This is a genomic window from Pseudomonas saudiphocaensis (genome assembly GCF_000756775.1).
Taxonomy (GTDB): Bacteria; Pseudomonadota; Gammaproteobacteria; order Pseudomonadales; family Pseudomonadaceae; genus Stutzerimonas; species Stutzerimonas saudiphocaensis.
Genome location: NZ_CCSF01000001.1, coordinates 2,252,886 through 2,269,759 on the forward strand (window position 1 = coordinate 2,252,886; position 16,874 = coordinate 2,269,759).

At 63.5% G+C, this 16,874-nt stretch carries 8 protein-coding genes; 2 read left to right on the forward strand and 6 right to left on the reverse strand.

Annotated elements, in window-relative coordinates:
• Nucleotides 1-1,093: 1,093 nt before the first annotated feature.
• Nucleotides 1,094-1,675, forward strand: a complete 582-nt coding sequence (locus tag BN1079_RS18000) for a methyl-accepting chemotaxis protein (RefSeq protein WP_414860261.1) — start codon at nt 1,094-1,096, stop codon at nt 1,673-1,675.
• 24 nt (nt 1,676-1,699) lie between these two features.
• Here BN1079_RS18000 and BN1079_RS10380 read toward each other — a convergent pair whose 3' ends face one another.
• The 4 genes from BN1079_RS10380 to recC all read right to left on the reverse strand — a co-directional run bounded on the left by BN1079_RS10380 (nt 1,700) and on the right by recC (nt 11,037).
• The gene (locus BN1079_RS10380; RefSeq protein ID WP_037024177.1) at nt 1,700-2,152 is read right to left on the reverse strand and encodes a hypothetical protein; all 453 of its coding nucleotides are present in this window, start codon (nt 2,150-2,152) and stop codon (nt 1,700-1,702) included.
• Nucleotides 2,153-2,298: 146 nt separating this feature from the next.
• A complete protein-coding gene (recD, locus tag BN1079_RS10385; protein ID WP_037026776.1) occupies nt 2,299-4,137 on the reverse strand; it encodes an exodeoxyribonuclease V subunit alpha in 1,839 nt (612 codons plus the stop codon).
• A gap of 112 nt (nt 4,138-4,249) precedes the next feature.
• Nucleotides 4,250-7,795 carry an exodeoxyribonuclease V subunit beta gene (gene recB / locus BN1079_RS10390; protein ID WP_037024179.1) on the reverse strand — a complete coding sequence of 1,182 codons (3,546 nt, stop codon included), beginning with the start codon at nt 7,793-7,795 and terminating at the stop codon, nt 4,250-4,252.
• Complete coding sequence (gene recC, locus BN1079_RS10395) at nt 7,792-11,037, reverse strand: exodeoxyribonuclease V subunit gamma (RefSeq protein WP_037024180.1); 3,246 nt, start codon at nt 11,035-11,037, stop codon at nt 7,792-7,794. The genes recB and recC overlap by 4 nt, the downstream gene beginning before the upstream one ends.
• Before the next feature lie 238 nt (nt 11,038-11,275).
• Here recC and BN1079_RS10400 point away from each other — a divergent pair, with 238 nt between their 5' ends.
• Entirely contained in the window at nt 11,276-12,961 is a 1,686-nt protein-coding gene (locus BN1079_RS10400; RefSeq protein ID WP_037024182.1) for a Na/Pi cotransporter family protein, read from the forward strand.
• 53 nt (nt 12,962-13,014) lie between these two features.
• Here the strand turns inward: BN1079_RS10400 and BN1079_RS10405 are convergent, their stop codons facing one another.
• Both BN1079_RS10405 and BN1079_RS10410 read right to left on the reverse strand, forming a co-directional pair.
• A complete protein-coding gene (locus BN1079_RS10405; RefSeq protein WP_037024183.1) occupies nt 13,015-15,609 on the reverse strand; it encodes a TRAP transporter permease in 2,595 nt (864 codons plus the stop codon).
• Nucleotides 15,610-15,725: 116 nt separating this feature from the next.
• Entirely contained in the window at nt 15,726-16,691 is a 966-nt protein-coding gene (locus BN1079_RS10410) for a TAXI family TRAP transporter solute-binding subunit (protein ID WP_037024184.1), read from the reverse strand.
• Nucleotides 16,692-16,874: the final 183 nt, after the last annotated feature.

A 16,874-nucleotide genomic window follows, 5' to 3' on the forward strand; every position in this document is an offset into this window, starting at 1 on the left:
CTGTGCGTGAGCCAACCGCACTGGCTAATTAGATACTTACAACTAACGGCCCACATTCAGTTTAAGCATCATAACGTCCTGACGCGCCCGCAACCGGACACCACCTTAACTATTAAACTTCTGCTAGAACACCATGACTCAGAATACTGCTCACACTCCATATCGTTCAGAAAGACTGATTAAAAAGATATTAAACTACGACCGTCTCGTCGCTCGTATCATGTGGATAGTGACCCTGCTTGCATGGGGTATGTCCCTACTCTTCGCGAGCAAACATGACACGTGGATGCTCGCTATTTTCCTGGGCGGGGCCCTCACCCTGTTCAATACACTTCTGGTTCATTACGCAGCCCCGCGAGTGGCATCCATCGGTGTTGGAATGGTGCTGATGGTCTTTGTGACCCTGCATGCCCATCAATTACACGGAATGATAGAAGCGCATTTCGGCTATTTCATTTTTATTGCCGCCCTGTTTGTATCTCTGGACTGGCGCAGCATTGTAGCTGCCGCTGGAACAGCCGCGGTATTGCATGTTTCCGTGCATCATTTGCAAATGATTGGTTACCCCATCTATCTCTTTCCCGATGAGATGCATTCGTGGTCGGTCGTCTTTTTCCATGCTTTCTATGTAGTCGTTGAGTCAGCCATTCTTGTTTCATTGATTAACCTGACCTCAAACCTGCTGACTGTTTCTCAACTGCTGCTCGACACTTTGCAACGCATTAAGAAAGACGAGCACGTCCTCGATCTGACTGTCCGTGTGGACGGCAAGCGTGGCCGTAACTCGCTGATGAAGCTGTTCGACTCCGTCCTGCACGCGATGGAGAGCACCATCAGCCAGGCCAGGGGCGCAAGCTCGCATACCAATCAGATCCTGGCTGAAGCCAAGGGCGACACCCGCCAACTGGTGGACCAGGCTAATGAAAACGAGCGCGTTGCCGCGAGCATGGGGCAGGCACTGCGTCATAACCTCGAACTGTTTTCGGTTGGCCGGCAGGCGCTGGATAAAACGGTCAGCCTGATCAATACCGTCGCGCAACAACAATCCGACGCCACGCAGCAACTATCGGCCTCGGAAAGTAGCCTCGCGCAGATGTCCGTTGTTATTGGCGAGACGTCTCAGACGGTCAATCAACTGGCCGCTGATTGTGTGGCGGCAATGGGCATTCTTACGGAAGTCACCAACATTGCAGACCAGACGAACCTGCTTGCCCTCAACGCGGCCATCGAAGCGGCCCGTGCCGGTGAACAGGGGCGCGGTTTCGCGGTGGTGGCTGATGAAGTCCGCAGTCTGGCCACACGCTCACAACAATCCACGCAGCGCATCAGCGACATCATTCATCGCCTGAGAGAAAGTTCAGAAGCCTGCTCTGAAATCATGCAGGAGAGCGTGCAAAAGGCAGAGGAAAACAGCGAAAACAATCGTGCTGTCGTATCCATCTTCAATGAAATCGGCCACTCGCTGAACGATATGATTGAGCTGGGCGGTGAAATCGCCCAGGTATCGGCCCAGCAGGATCACAGCACCCAGACCCTGGTGAATGAAGCTGCGCTGGTCGAGGAGATCGCAACTCAAAGTCGCGATGCCAGCACTCAGATGGCGGAACGATTCTCGGCGCTGGCGAATGAATTTGAGGAGCTGAACCGCAGCCTTGCGCTGATCAAGGTGCGTTGACGCTGCTGAGTGGCTGGCCCGGGATCAACGCACCACCTGGGTTTTCAGCAGTCGCACCAGCACCACCATCATCCCCACGCCAAAGGCCAGCATGACCAGCATCGGCCCGGCATGGCCGAACTGTTCCTGCAAACCAAGCAGCCCCTGACGCACCAAGGCAAGGGTGAGACGCACACGCCCGTCATCCTGGACCACATAGGCGCCCTGCTCCCACACTTCGTAGGCCGCCTGCAGCGGCAACAGGGTGAGCGGCAGGACGATCAGGCAAAGCCAGTAGCCGGCACGCCGGCGCGGCCCCAACAAGCCCCAGGGCTGATAGCAGGCACGGATAAGCTGAAAAAAACAGAACGTGTAAAAGCCTGCCAACAACACCAGAAAGCCATTAGCCCAACCTGGCTTCACCCAGGCGGCGATCGTCGTGACCCCAAGCGCCAGCAAACTGAGCAGAGCCCAGACTGCATAGAAGATAATTTTCATTTCTGTCCCATGACCGTCGATTCACGGCAAAGGCGCATCGGAACAGAAATACCCGGGTAAATCATTCAACAACTTCACGGAATCCGCGTATCTCGACTTAAGAGATATTGCCTGCGGCCATACCCTGTGGCGCGACGCACAAAAGTCTAAAACAACCCAAGCTGTTCGCCCTCCCCGCCAGCCTTTTCCGGCTCACCGGTCTGTGTCTCCATCGCCTTGGATGCCAGCCTCTGCGCCAGCCCGGCGGCACGTTCGGCGCGGGTGGCGACCGCTTCCTGCAGACGTGACGGCAGCGCCCAGATCTCCACCTTGCGCTTGGCCCGGGTAATGCCGGTATAGAACAGCGAGCGGGTCAGCAGCGGACTGGGCTGTTCCGGCAGTGCCAGCAGCACTTCATCGAATTCCGAGCCCTGGCTCTTGTGCACGGTCATGGCAAAGGCGCTGTCATGGCTGGGCAGACGCGCCGGGGCGAACGGCCGATAGCCTTCGTCACCCTCGAAGTACACGCGCAGGCCCTGCGCGCTCATCAGGCACAGGCCGATATCGCCATTGAACAGGCCGAGGGCGTAATCGTTCTGCCGCACCATCACCGCGCGGCCCGGGTACCAACGCTCGCGTGCTGCCACCCCGAGACGGCGCTTGAGCCGTGCTTCCAGTGCCTCGTTGAGACCGTTGACGCCAAAGGCACCCTCGCGCTGGGCCGTCAATGCACGAAAACCGTTGAAGGCGGCGAACGCCGAGGCGGGTTCACCCTGGCGAGCAGCCGCCAGATAAGGTGCGTAGCCCTGTTCCAGGCGTTCGACCAGGGCCGCGGCGCCGGGCGCCGGATTCCAGGCCAGATCCGGGCGGTCTTCCCGTAGCAGGGCGACGGTACCATTCGCGTCCCCGTCATTGATGCGCCGCGCCAGCTCGCCGATGCCACTGTCCCCGGCGAAGCGATGGCTGTGGGTCAGCAGCACCACGGCATCGCCCAGCCGTGAACGCGGGGTTTCCTGCGGCACGGGCTGCCCGGTGATGCGCTGCAGATCGCTGGCGGCCTGTGCATTGAAACCGCGGCCTTCACAAAGCTCGGCGAATACCGCACCGGCCTCCACCGCTGCCAGCTGGTCCTTGTCGCCCAGCAGGATCAGCCTTGCCTTGGGCGGCAGCGCAGCCACCAGCTTGGCCATCAGCGCCAGATCCACCATCGATGCTTCATCCACCACCAGCACATCCAATGGCAGAGGGTTGGCGGCGTCGTGCCGCACCTTTGGGCTGTCACCGCGACTGCCCAGCAGCCGGTGCAAAGTGCGCGCCTCGTCGGGCAGCGCCGCCTTGATAGCATCGCTGACCGGCAGGCTGGCCTTGGCGTTGCGAATCGCCTCGGCCATGCGCGCCGCGGCCTTGCCGGTGGGGGCAGCCAGGCCGATAGCCAGGCGCTCGCCGCCCGGCTGTTCCAGCAGCGCTGCCAACAGGCGCACCACGGTGGTGGTTTTGCCGGTGCCGGGGCCACCGGAAATCACCGCCAACCGTCGTCGAACCGCCTGCGCCGCCGCCAGCCGTTGCCAGTCGGGGCTCTGCTGGTTGAAGGCAAAAAGCCGCGCCAGGCTCTCGCTCAGCAGGGTTTCGTCCACTGCAGGCGCATCCTCGGCACGTGCCAGCAACTGCTCGGCCAGCTGTTGCTCGTAGGCCTGATAGCGGGCGAGATAAAGGCGGTCGGCATCCAGAATCAGCGGCGCGTATTCCCCGGGTCTGCCGACCAGACCGGAGCCTCGCAATTGCTCGCGCCAAAGATCCAGGGGCGGCAGCAGTACATCGCTCTCCGGCCAAGGTCGCCTCCCGGCAAAACGCGCGAGAGGCAGGCAGACGTCGCCTCGTCCCAGAGCCTCACAACACAACGCGGCGGCGAGCAGCAACGTCTCCGACGCCTTAGGGTCGAGGCGTTGCAGGCTGGCGACGAAAGCACGCTCCAGTGGACCGAGCGGGAGGTCGAACAGGTCGGTCATCGGGGCAGCCTCGATCCAGAAGGAATATCGATCGTAGGCGACTGCTTGCTGGCGAAGCATGTTTCTGGGCCGTGGTTCGCGAGCAAGCTCGCTCCTACAAGGGGACCTCGTATCATCTAGCTTCCTCGAACAGTCGGTCCAACGCATCCAGCAGCGCATCATCTGGGCGGGCGAAATAGACGCCTGCCTCCGGCATGCCGCGCAGGAACAGGTAAAAGGCTCCGCCCAGCTGCTCATCACGGAAGTCGGCCAGGCGTTGGCGCAGGAAACGCCGTAGGGCGACCAGGTAGATCAGGTATTGCAGGTAGTAATGCTCGCCGGCAAGCGCCTGCAGCAATCGATCACCGCCGTAGTAGGAGGCATCCGGGCCAAGCCAGTTGGATTTGTAGTCGGCGATGTACCAGCGCCCTTGGTGCTCGAAGGTCAGGTCGATAAAGCCCTTGATAAAGCCGCGCAGGGTGTCGAACTCCAGCCGCGCGGCCGCTTCGCGCAAAGGGGCCGGCAGACCGCTGGCCGGGTCGCTCAGCAGCGCCCGCAGCCGCGTCACTTCCAGCTGGCGCACCGGGAAGGTGAAACTCAGTTCGGGCAGGCGGCGCTCCGGGCGCAGGCCGGCGAGAGTCATGCCGGCGCCGTCCAGGTCGGTGTCCAGCACCTGCTGCAGCTGGCGGCAGGTGATTTCGGCCCACTCGGCGGGTAGACCGTAGGCTTGCAGTCCGGCCTCGACCCGATCCTCCAGCGAACCCTTGCCGCGCACCCAGTCTTCGAGGATCGCATGCAGACAGGTACCCGCCCGCGCGCCCCGCGGAAAGGCAAAGAAACCGCTGCCTGGCTCTGCAGCATCAGGCATCGCCAGGGCATCGCGATCCGGCGCTTCCATATGCATGCCGGCGGCCAGGCCGGAGAAGCTGCCGATGCGCCATGCGCTGTACAGGCTGCGATTGAGCAGCGACAACTGTTGCGGCGGTGTTGCCCGGCCCGGCCCCTGCGCGTTGCTTTCGCGGCTTTCCAGCGGCAGGCAGGCCATGGTCCCCTCGCTTTCCCCGACCAGACGCTCGATGGCGGTGCGCAGGCTGGACCCATTCAGCTCGGCCAGGTGAGCGCCCAGCTCCTGCAATGGCTGCTCACCGCGCTGGCCACGGCCATGCAGCAGCCAAGCCAGGGCGCTGGTGTGCAAACCCTCTTCCGCCAGGCTGCCGTCCTTCTTGGGTTTCGCCAGGGCCACCGGGCCCCAGTGCAGCCACAGGCGGTCACGCGCTCGGGTCAGTGCCACATAGGTCAGGCGCAGCTGCTCGGCGAAGATTTCCCGGCGTGCGCGCTGCAGGTTTTCCTCCAGCTCCTCGCTGCCCAGGTCCAGCAGCGGCTGGCCCGCATCGTCATGGCAACGGGCACTTTCGCGGTGCTTGCCCAACAGCCTGCCGTCCCAGAGGAAGGGGCAGTACACCAGCGGATATTCCAGGCCCTTGCTGGTGTGGATGGTGACGATCTGCACCCGCTCGGCATCGCTTTCCAGTCGTAGCAGCGCATCCTCGCCGGCCCCCTCGCTCTCGCGCTGGGCATTGAACCAGCTGAGCAGGGGCTCGAGGCCGGGGCGCAGCAGGCTTTCGGCCTGCAGCAATTCACCGAGGTGAAGCAGGTTGGTCAGACGGCGCTCGCCATCGACCCGCGCCAGCAGCCGCTCGGCCACTGCCTGTTCATCGAGCCAGGCGCGAAATACCCGCATGAAACCCTGTTGTTGCCAAAGCTGGTGATAACGCTCGGCGGTTTCCCGCTCGGCATCCCACTGCAGCTGGTCGTCCTGACAGCGGGCGAGGTCGGCGGCGCTACGGCCCAGCAGACGTGTGGCCAGGGCATAGCGCAGCAAGCCTTCACGGCCGGGCTCGGCATAGGCGGCCAGCACCGCTGCCAGCTCGCCCGCTTCCTCGCTGCCCCACACGCTGTCGCGGCCACGACGCACGCTGGGTACGCCGCGGACAGCCAGCTCATCGGCGATCATTCCGGCCTGGCGATGGTTGGCGACCAGCACGGCGATATCGCCACCCTTGAGCGGAGTGAACTCGCCCGCCTTGTCGAAACCGGCGCGGCCTTCAGCGGCGGCTGCCAGTTGCAGGGCGATGCGCCGCGCGCAGTCGCTAGCCGCCAGCTCTGCGGCCTCGGCCTTGCTCAGCACATCGTCATCGAGCCAGACCAGCGACAGCGGCACTGCGCCATCCTCTTCATCCAGATGCAGGGTTGACCGCGGCTTGTCGGCAGCTTCTACCGCCGGGTATTGCAGGTCCGCCTGGGCAAAGGGCTGCGGATGCTCGAACAGCAGGTTCAGCGCCTTGATCAGCTGCGGCGTCGAGCGGTAGTTGGTGGGCAGGTTGTAGGGTGTTTCGGCCTGCTCTCGAGCCTGGATGTAGGTGGCCAGGTCGGCACCGCGGAAGGCGTAGATGGCCTGTTTCGGGTCGCCGACGAAGCACAGCGAGGCGGCGCTGTCCCTGGCGTAGATACGGTCGAAGATGGCGTACTGAATCGGGTCGGTGTCCTGAAACTCGTCGATCAGCGCCAAGGGATAGGTGCTGCGCAGCGAGGTGGCCAGATCATCGCCCACCGGTCCCTGCAGGGCCTGGTCGAGGCGATTGAGCAGATCGTCAAAAGCCAGCAAGCGCTGCGCGGCCTTGCGCTCAGGCAACTCACGGTTGAGCCGCCCCAGCAACGCCACCTGCAGCGCAATCAGCCGTTGCTTGCCTGCCGGCAACGCCTCAGCCAAGGCGTCGCTCAGTTCGTCGAGGGCCTCGGCCAGCTCGCAAAGCGGCGCTGCGTGGCCTTTTTTGCAGGCCTTGTGCAGCGCACGTGCGCCCAGCTTCAACAGTCCCTCCGGCGCATCGAATACGGCAGCCGGGTCGGCAAACCAGGCGTCCATCTCGGCCTGCCAGAGCACGAATTTATGCGTCTTGTGGGTGGTCTGGCTGAGCCCACCGTGTTCGTGCAGCTCGTCGATCCAGGCCTGCCCTGCTGTATGCCAAAGCTCCGCGGCACGCTGCCAGGCCGGCTCGATGGCGGACAGATCCGGCAACGCCTCCAGCGGCTGCGGCTCGACCCGCAGATAAGGCTTGCCCAGATGATTGCGCAGGCGGTTGCGCAGCCAGGCCGGGGTGATCTTCTGCTTGACCAGAAAACGCGCCCAGGCCGGATCGGCCTCGGCCAGCTCGCTGCGCCAGGCGTCAGCCAGCAGCGCATCGATAATCTCGCGGTCGTCGGTAGTCAGCTCGCTGTCGAAATCGCCGCCGGCCTCGAATACGGCATCCTGCAGCGCCCGCTGGCAGAAACCGTGGATGGTGAAGATCGCCGCCTCATCGAAGCCGTGTACCGCCAGCAGCAGACGGCGGCGCGAGGCTTCGTCAGGATGGCGGGCATGCAGCCGATTGAGAAAGTCATCCTGGCTTGGCTGACCCTGGTAAACAGCCAGCAACTCGGCCAGCCGCGCACGGATGCGCTCGCGCAGCTCGGCGGTGGCGGCGGTGGTGTAGGTGACCACCAGAATCTGGCTCACCGACAGCTGGCGCTCCAGCAGCAGGCGGGCGTAAAGCGCAGTCAGAGTCCAGGTCTTGCCGGTGCCGGCGCTGGCTTCGATCAGGCGGCGGCCGCTGAAGGGGGAATCAAGCAGGTCCAGGCTCATGCGTCGTCCTCTTCATCGTCGGCCAGCGCATCCAGAATCGGCCCTATGAGTTGTTCGGCCAATGTCTCGAATCGCTCATCAAGCGGGTCCCTATCGCGGTATGCCAGAGCGTTCCAAGGGTCCAGGCTCTCGCCTTCGATGGGGCTGAACTCCGCGCCGAGCCAGGCCTCGCGAGCACGTTTGCGCGCAGTTTCCAGCGGCTCGCTGCCGCGACTGGGCTTGCGCAAACCGCTGGCAAAGGCGTGGCTGCTGCGTGGCAGTAACGGCAGCGGCTCGCAGATGGCCTCGCGATAGGCCACCAGCCACGGCTTCAGCAGCTCGGCGGCATTCGCCAGCGCTCCCAGTTGCCAGTCGCCGGCAGGGGACAACATCAGGCTGTTACGCTCGATATCCGGCGTGGCGGACAGGTTGAGCATCAGATGCCGCAGCCAGAAAGGCGCCAGATCCCACTCCCCCAGCCGACCGAGCTTCCAGCCGAACAAACCGCCCGACGTCACGCCATCGAGCCAGCCGTGAATGCGTACCCCGGCCAGGGCGATATCCACCGGCAGCGGCTCCGGCACCTCGCTCGGACGCAGTTCGAACAGCCGGGGCGCGAAGGCTCGCACCGGCCCACGCAGCTTGCCCCACAGCGCCTGGCCGACCTCGCCGGGCGGCAGCCAGCCGGCGGCACAGGCCATGCGCCGCTCTTCTTCATCGCTCCAGCCATGTTCGAGCGCTTGCAGCGACAACCGCCGCAGGCCGTTCCAGGCCGGCATTTCCAGCTCGAAAGGCTCGTCACTGGCCAGCGCTTCACGGCTGTCGGCCAGACGCAGTCCGAGGCGCTGTTCCAGCAGAAAACGTGACGGATGGCGGAAGCACTGCAGCAGTTGCGAGGGTTCGATGGTCAGCCAGGCAGCATCCGGTTCAGCCAGGCGACTGGCGAATGGCGTCGGCGGTTGCGGGGGCTCGGCCAAACGCTGAGCAGCACGGAACCATGAAGCCGAGAAGCCGCCGCTGGCAAAGTTGCCCGGCGCGAATGGCTGCAGCGGGTGGGCAATGCTGATGCGCTCGCTGACTTTGCTGCCATCCGGCAGGACCGCGGTGAGATCCACCGCTTCCAGCACTTCGCTGAGCAGCACCGAGGGCGGCAGCTGGGCGTTGTCACGCGGGTCGCGGCCGACATAGGACAGGTACAGGGCGTCACGCGCCGAGAGCAGGGTTTCCAGCAGGAGGTAACGATCGTCCAGTCGCCGTGCCCGGTCGCCACGGCGCGGATGACGGCCCATCAGGTCGAACCCCGACGGCGGCGTGCGCCGTGGGAAAACCCCATCATCCAGGCCCAGCAGGCAGACCAAACGGAACGGCAGGCTGCGCATCGGCACCATGGTGCAGAACGTCACCGCACCAGTGAGAAAGCCCGAAGCCCCACTGCCCTGCTGCAGCGCGGCGCTGAGCTGCTGATGCACCAGTTCAAGCTCGATGGGGCGCTTCAGCTCGGCGGCCAGCGCCTGCTCACGCAGCGCCGTACAGGCCTGGGACAGAACCAGCAGCGTCTCGCCGGCCTCGCGCTCGTCGAACAGGCTGTCGATCAGCAGCTGCAGATCATCCGCCCACTCAGCCAGCGGTCGTGGCCGCGCCAGTTGCTCGGCGAGCTGGCCGAGGCGCTCGACGAACGCCACCAGCCGCCCCAGCAGTTGCCCGCGCGCACCTTCCAAAGCATCCAGCGGCCAGTGCTCCCCCAGCAGCGGCGCACTATCACCGGCCAGTTGCGGCGGCGCGGCAAAGCCCAGCAGCAACCGATCCAGGCCCTGACGCCAGGTAAAGGCTGCCTCCGCCGGCAGGCCCAACTTGGCTCGCTGCTCGCCATCGCGGCCCCAGCGCACGCCGGCTTCACGCAGCCAGTCGCGCAGCAGCGGCAAATCTTCACTTTCGATACCGGCGCGACGGGCGATGGCCGGCTGTTCCAGCCAGGCGAGCACTTCCTCGGCGGCAAAGCGACTTTGCGCCAGCATCAGCAGCTCAAGGAACGCCTCGATCAGCGGCACCTCGGCTCGCAGGCTGCGGTCGGCCAGGCTGTAGGGAATGCGCGGCACGCCTTCGCGGGGAGCGAACACGGCTTCGATAAAGGGGGCGTAGCGTTCGATATCCGGCGTCAGCACCACCACTTGGTCGGGACTGAGGCTCGGGTCGGCGGCGAAGCGGGCAAGCAACTGGTCGTGGAGGATTTCCACTTCGCGCAGCGGCGAATGGGCGATATGCATTTCCAGAGAGCGATCACCGTCGGCCAACTGCATGCGCTCGTCCGGATGACGCGTGTGCAGGCGCAGAATGTCGTTTTGCAGCGCACGCAGCAGGCTTTCGTCACGCAAGTCTTCATCGGCCGAATACAGCCCGAACTCCTGGCCTTCTAGGCTGAACAGCGCATCGAAGAAATCGCGGCCCTGCTTGCCGAGACTGGCCAGCAGCGGGTGGCCGACGTCCAGATACCAATCATCAACACCGCTATCGGGTTGCCGCGCCAGCTCGCGGATATCACGTATATCGCCCCAGGCCTCACGGCTCGGGTTGAGCGCACAGACCACCACATCTATATGTCGCGCCAGGCCATCGAGTACGCGCAGGTGATGCGGCGGCAGGCTGCTGATACCAAACACCAGCAGGCGTTCGGGCAAGCCGGGCAACGCTTCGTCGCCATAGAGCCGCTGCAACAGATCGCCCAGCAGGCGCGCACGATGTGGGTGGCCATCCTTGGTCAGCTCATGCCAGAGCAGCGCCTGCCAGCCTTCATCAGGACCGAGGTCAAGGGTTTCACCACGCTCCCACGCGGCCAGCCAGTCGTCGCGATAGAGCAGGTACTGGTCGAAGGTATCGGCGATCTTCGCCGCCAGCGACAGCCGCCGCCGCTCGTCGCCGCCATCCAGGTACTGCGCCAGACGTGGTGCCAGTTCCAGATTGGCCGGCTCGCACAGCCAGTCGTAGAGCCGCCAGGTCAGGGTTTGCGGGGCGAAGGCCGACTGCTCGGGAAGCTGGCCAAGCACTGCACGGCTCAGATCCCAGACAAAACGTGCCGGCAGCTGGGTTTCCAACTGCATGGCGATACCCTGCTTGCGCGCCAGCTCCAGCGTCAGCCAGCGCCCCATGCCCTGGCTCGGCACCACCACCAGCGCGGGCGCGAAGGGGTCGGCCAGCGGTTTGGCCAGCAATGTGGTGGCCAGTTCGCCAAGGGTTTCCAGATCGGGAGCGTGATAGAGGCTGAGCATGGGCGTTGGTTTCGCTGAAATCAGTGCGCAAGGGTAGCAAGAAGCACCCTGCCAGCGGGCCTGTCGATGGTGTTACATCACAGGCTCCAGAGGCTGTGGATCAACGGCACCTCAATTGATGACAATTGTGTGAACAGTCACCGCCGGGCTATGGTCCACCCCATATACCCCACTGATCACGGCCGCTACGGCGTGGTTGCCTGTGGCCGTCAATCATCCAACATCCGGAGCCGAGCCGATGCTGACGCTGCTGCACATGCTGTCTTCCATTGCTCTGCTGGTCTGGGGCACGCACATCGTGCGTACCGGGATCATGCGGGTGTATGGCTCGCACCTGCGGCGCCTGCTGGGCCAGAGCATCAGGTATTCGCCGCTGGCCTTCGGCGCGGGCATCGGGGTGACTGCTCTGGTGCAAAGCAGTAATGCCACGGCGCTGCTGACCATCTCGTTCGTGGCCCAGGGCCTGATGACGCTGCCCACTGCGCTTGCGGTGATGCTCGGTGCAGACGTGGGTACGGCGCTGATGGCCCGGGTGTTGACCCTGGATCTGTCCTGGCTGTCGCCGCTGCTGACGCTGTTGGGGGTTTGCCTGTTTCTTTCGCGCAAGCAGTCGCGTGCAGGTCAGATCGGCCGGGTGCTTATCGGCCTGGGCCTGATCATCCTCGCCCTGCAGCTGATCGTCTCCACCGCCACCCCGATCACCGAGGCGCACGGCATGCAGGTGCTGTTCTCCTCGCTCGCGGGCGACACCCTGCTGGCGGTCATCCTCGGCGCCACGTTCGCCCTGCTTTCCTACTCCAGCCTGGCCGCCGTGCTGTTGACCGCGACGCTGGCCGGTGCCGGCCTTATCGGTCTGCCTGTCGCGCTGGGCGTCATCATCGGGGCGAACATCGGCAGCGGTGTCCTCGCCTGGCTGAACGCCAGCCTGCAATCGGCGCCGGCCCGCCGCGTGGCACTGGGTAGCCTGCTCTACAAGCTCGCCGGGCTGGCCGTGCTGCCGTTTTTCGGACCGCTGGTGGAATGGATGGGCACCCTCGGCTACAGCGCGCAGACCCAGGTGATCGGCTTTCATCTGGCCTACAACACGCTGCGCTGCCTGGCACTGCTGCCTACCGTCAGCCTGATGGCCCGACTCTGCGGCTACCTGCTACCGGAGCGCAAGGCGGAAACCGGCATCGCCCAGCCCCGCTTTCTCGACCCGGCCGCGCTCGATACCCCGAGCCTGGCCCTGGCCAATGCCGCACGCGAAACGCTGCGCATCGGCGACCTGGTGGAAAGCATGTTGGCGCGTCTGCAGGATGTCCTACGCGATGAGCGACCTGAAGCCGGCGATGAGATCCGCCGCATGGATGACGACGTCGATGCGCTTTATAGCGGCGTGAAGCTTTATCTGGCACGCATGCCGCGCGAGGATCTGGCCGAGCAGGAGGGAAGACGCTGGGCAGAGACGATCGAGCTGACGATCAACCTCGAGCAGGCCGGAGACATCATCGAACATATGCTGGGCAAGATTCAGCGCATCAAGACTACTCAGCGCCGCTCCTTCTCCCCTGACGGGTTGGCTGAGCTGAACCGTCTACATGCTCTGCTAAGTGCGAATTTGCGCCTGGGCCTGTCCGTGTTTCTCTCCAGCGACCCGCAGAGTGCCAGGCAGCTGCTGGAGCAGAAACGGCAGTTTCGCAAACATGAACGGGAGCTGGCCCACGCCCACGTCCATCGCCTGCACCACCGCGTGATGGAAAGCATCGACACCAGCGCCACGCATCTGGAGCTGATTGCCGACATGAAACGGCTCAATTCGCTGTTCTGCAGCCCAGCCTATGCCGCCATTGAAGCAGACGCAGCCTCACCAGTCGGCAAGCGTGAGGAAAGCGGCGAGGACCCACTGCCTTCAGGCGCATCGGCCAATGGCGCAGCCGTGTAGGCCAGAGGCGGGCGACCCGCGCATATCGCGCAAGGTCGCCCGTACCTTCTTCACTAGCTGGGCCGTGGTCGCTGACCCGTACTGCCAATGCCTGGCGTCTGACTAGCAGCCCGTCGCCGTTGCAGCCAGACAATCAGGCCGAACAGCAGCAGGCCAGGAATCCACATCCACTCCTTGGCCATGCGATCGATTGGCGCCCGAACGCGGAGAATTTCCTGGTCGAATTCCAGGCCGGCCTCGGCAGCCGGACTGCCGAACGTGACGCTGTCGATCAGCACCTTGCCGTCCTGTTCGTAGGTCATCAGGCCTATCTTCTCCAGTTTTTCCTCGCCCGTCTCGCCATCCGGAATCGCCAGCAGCAGGCTGAACTCGCGCGCATCACCAACGGCATCTTCGCCGCGGATGCGCAGGCGCAGCTGGCTGTCCTTGTCTACCGCTTCCAGAGCCTCGACCAGTTCCGCCGGCGGGATGTCCTGGTAAGGATCGTGCACCATGTCCATCCAGAACCCAGGGCGGAACAGGGTGAAGGCCACCAGCAACAGCAGAACGCTTTCGTACCAGCGACTGCGCACCAGAAAGTAGCCTTGGGTACCGGCGGCGAACACCAGCATGGCGCCGGTTGCCACGGCGAAGACCAGCACGCCGTGCCAGAAGTCCACACCGATGAGCAGCAGGTCGGTGTTGAAGATGAACAGGAACGGCAGCGCCGCGGTGCGCAGGCTGTAGTAGAACGCCTGGATACCCGTCTTGATCGGGTCGCCCTTCGAGACCGCCGCCGCGGCGAAGGAAGCCAGCCCAACCGGCGGCGTAACGTCAGCCATGATGCCGAAGTAGAAGACGAACAGATGCACCGCGATCAGCGGCACGATCAATCCATTCTGCTGACCAAGAGCAACCACCACCGGCGCTAGCAGGCTGGACACCACGATGTAGTTCGCGGTGGTGGGCAGCCCCATGCCGAGAATCAGGCTGAAGACGGCAATAAGGATCAACATCAGCAGCAGATTGCCCATGGAGAGCATCTCCACCAGGTCCGCCAGCACCAGTCCGACACCGGTCTGCGACACCGCACCGACAATCACCCCTGCCGCCGCCGTGGCGATGCCGATACCGATCATGTTGCGCGCACCGGCGATCAGCCCCTCGCGCAGGTCGACCACACCGTCAGCGAAACCGCCGTGGGTCTGCCCGCCATCGCCGCGCATCCAGGTGAGCAGCGGCCGTTGGGTCAGCAGAATTACCACCAGCATCACGGTACCCCAAAACGCCGAAAGGCCGGGCGACAAGCGCTCTATCATCAGGCACCAGACCAGTACCACCACCGGCAGCAGGAAATGCAGGCCGGAGAGCAGTACGGTGCGCGTAACCGGCAGCTCTTCCAACGGTTTATCCGGATCTTCCGCAGGCAGTGGCGGATTGTTCGCCGCGACCTTGAGCAACGCCAGATAGACGATCGCCAGCAGAGCCCCGATACCCGGCAACGCGTAGTCGCCGAGCACCGGTTTGAGCCAGCCGAGTCCGTAGTAGACCGCCAGCGACAACCCGCTGATCAGTGCCGCGCCGAAAGCAAAGCCGGTCAGACGTCGCAGCCAGGGCTTGGGCTGGTGAGTGCCGATCGGCTGCATACCCTGCTTGAGGGCTTCCAGATGCACGATATAGAGCAGCGCGATATAGGAAATCGCTGCCGGCAGAAAGGCGTGCTTGATGATCTCCACGTACGGCATGCCGACGTATTCCACCATCAGGAAAGCCGCAGCGCCCATGACCGGCGGCATGATTTGGCCGTTGACTGAAGAGGCCACTTCCACCGCGCCGGCCTTCTCCTTGGAGAAACCGACCTTTTTCATCATCGGGATAGTGAAGGTACCGGTGGTCACCACGTTGGCGATGGACGAGCCGGAGATAAGCCCGGTCATGCCGGATGCGACAACCGCCGCCTTGGCCGGCCCGCCACGCATATGGCCCAGCAGGCTGAACGCCAACTGGATGAAGTAATGCCCTGCCCCGGCGCGTTCGAGCAAGGCGCCGAATAGCACGAAGAGAAAGACGAAGCTGGTGGAGACGCCCAAGGCGATGCCGAATACGCCCTCGGTAGTGATCCACTGGTGGTTGGCCATCGCCGTGAAGCTGACACCGCGATGCGCAAGCAATCCGGGCATCCAGGGGCCGGCGAGGCTGTAGACGATAAATACCAGGGCGATGATTGCCAGTGGCGGGCCGAGCGCTCGGCGCGTAGCCTCAAGCAACAGTGGAATGCCGATGCAGGCGGTGACCAGATCAAGGGTGGTCAGATTGCCTGGTCGCTGGGCCAACTGCTCATACAAGATGAACAAATAAGCTGCACTGGCAGCCGCCACTAGGCCGAGAGCGATGTCCAGCAGCGGTACGCGATCGCGTGGCGAGCGCTTGAACGCCGGGTAGGCCAGAAACGCCAGCAGCAGCGCGAATGCGAGATGGATCGAGCGGGTCTCGGTGTCGTTGAGCACGCCGATGCGGAAGATGAAGGGCAGCGGCGAGGCGATCCACAGCTGGAATAGCGACCAGGCCAGGGCCAGGCCGGCGATCGCCTTGGCCATCGGACCAACAGGTAGTCGTGCACCGACGTCCTGGGCGATCAGCTCCTCGGTGGAGAGGTGTTTGTCTTGCATGCAATGGGCCTGTTTTTTCAGGAATCGATAACCCAAGAAACCCGTGGCCGACTCGGCTCACGGGTTTCGGGTGAAGCATGACGCATGGCGACAGACAAAGCTGTGCGCCAACGGCGTCACAGCCAGCCACGCTCCTTGTAGTAGCGCTCGGCACCTTCGTGCAGCGGTGCGCTCAGGCCGACCTTGATCATGTCCTCAGGCTTGAGGTCCTTGAACGCCGGGTGCAGGCGCTGGAAGCGCTCGATATTCTCGAACACCGACTTGACCAACTGGTAAACCACGTCGGCATCGACCTTGGCAGTGGTGGACAGCACGGCCTTGCCGCCGATGGACTGCGTAGGCTGGTCGTTGCCACGGTACAGGCCGCCGGGAATCTCAGCCTTGGTGTAGTAGCTCTTCTCTTCCAGCAGCTTGTCGATTTCCGGGCCGGTGATGGGCACCAGCACTGCATCGACGGTGGTAGTGGCCTCCTGGATAGCGCCGTTGGGATGACCGACGAAGTAGGTCATGGCGTCGATATTGTTGTCGCTCAGGGCGCTGGCCTGCTCGGCCGGCTTCAACTCGGCTGCAAGGGAGAAGACCGACTTGTTCCAGCCCTTTTCCTTCATGATTTCTTCGAGCGTATCGCGCTGACCGGAGCCAGGGTTACCGATGTTGACACGCTTGCCCTTGAGATCATCAAGGCCTTTGATGTTGGCGTCGCGACGCGCCAGCACGGTGAAGACTTCGCTCTGCAGGGAGAAGACCGCGCGGATGTCATCCATTTTCCCTTCCTTGTCGAAGGGTACGGTGCCTTCCATCGCCTTGTACTGGTGGTCCGACTGCATGATGCCGAAATTGAACTCGCCGCTGCGCAGGCCATTGACGTTCGCAACACCTCCACCGCTGGCAGGAGCGTTGCACTTGAGGTTCTCAGCGTTGCGATTGACGAAGCGGCAGATGGATTGACCGGCAACGTAGTACACACCGGTCTGTCCGCCAGTGCCGATGGTGACGAAACGTTCCTGCGCCTGAGCCGCACCGCTCAGGCAAGTCCCCGCCAACGCGGCGGAAAATATCCATGCCAAGGATTTGCCTTTCATGGATTCACTCCTTTTTTGGTTGTTTTGGATTTTGTACACCACTACAGCCTCGCCGAGCCTTGTGAGCCTTCGCGAGAAGTTCCGAGTCTAGCAGGCCATCGTCATTTTACGACCTATGCAATCACGTCCGGTTCGCAAGTCTTACCGGGAACCTAAAGTCGACAAGCGTCGATTCGCACTGCG